Origin of the sequence: Trinickia sp. Y13 (genome assembly GCF_029522115.1) — a bacterium.
Taxonomy (GTDB): domain Bacteria; phylum Pseudomonadota; class Gammaproteobacteria; order Burkholderiales; family Burkholderiaceae; genus Trinickia.
In genome coordinates this window covers 1-570 of the sequence record NZ_JAKWFK010000056.1, presented here as the reverse complement: position 1 = coordinate 570, position 570 = coordinate 1, and the positions used below count along the sequence as shown (strand labels likewise).

The 570-nt window shown below is 51.4% G+C and carries 1 tRNA gene and 1 rRNA gene; both read right to left on the bottom strand.

From position 1 onward, the window contains the following. Positions 1–86, bottom strand: a 23S ribosomal RNA gene (locus MMB74_RS27355); the annotation flags it as partial. Between the two features lie 359 nt (positions 87–445). Further along, a tRNA-Ala gene (locus tag MMB74_RS27350) sits at positions 446–521 on the bottom strand. Positions 522–570 lie beyond the last annotated feature (49 nt).

The following is a 570-nucleotide window of genomic DNA, read 5'->3' as shown; positions in this document are numbered from 1 at the left end:
GCTCCCCGGGGCTTTTCGCAGGCTACCGCGTCCTTCATCGCCTGTGATCGCCAAGGCATCCACCACATGCACTTGTTCGCTTGACCCTATAACGAGAGCGTCTCCGCAATTTCCGAAGAAATCCGATTCGCTTGCGCTACAGGTTTGAGTTCTCGCGTTGTGCCGTATTCCAAGCCATCTTAAAGATAACTTTTCATACATTGATACAATCACTACCCATTGATATCTTCCACGCCCATCTCACAGACGCTTCCGATATCCATTACTACTTCTTCCAGATTGTTAAAGATCGACAGTCGACTCGTACTTCAGTCGCTCTGACTGGCTCAATCGCCAATGGGCAATATTCGATTCGTTCTCTCGAACCCAATCAAATATTCTCCATTGGGGCTCCCTTCGGGAGTGAGATGCTCGTAAGCGCTAAAGCGCTAACGATCATCGCAATTGGTGGAGGCAGACGGGATCGAACCGACGACCCCCTGCTTGCAAAGCAGGTGCTCTCCCAGCTGAGCTATGCCCCCAGGCACAGACATGTTTCATCCTCAAGGGGCGCAGACATAAGTGGTGGGT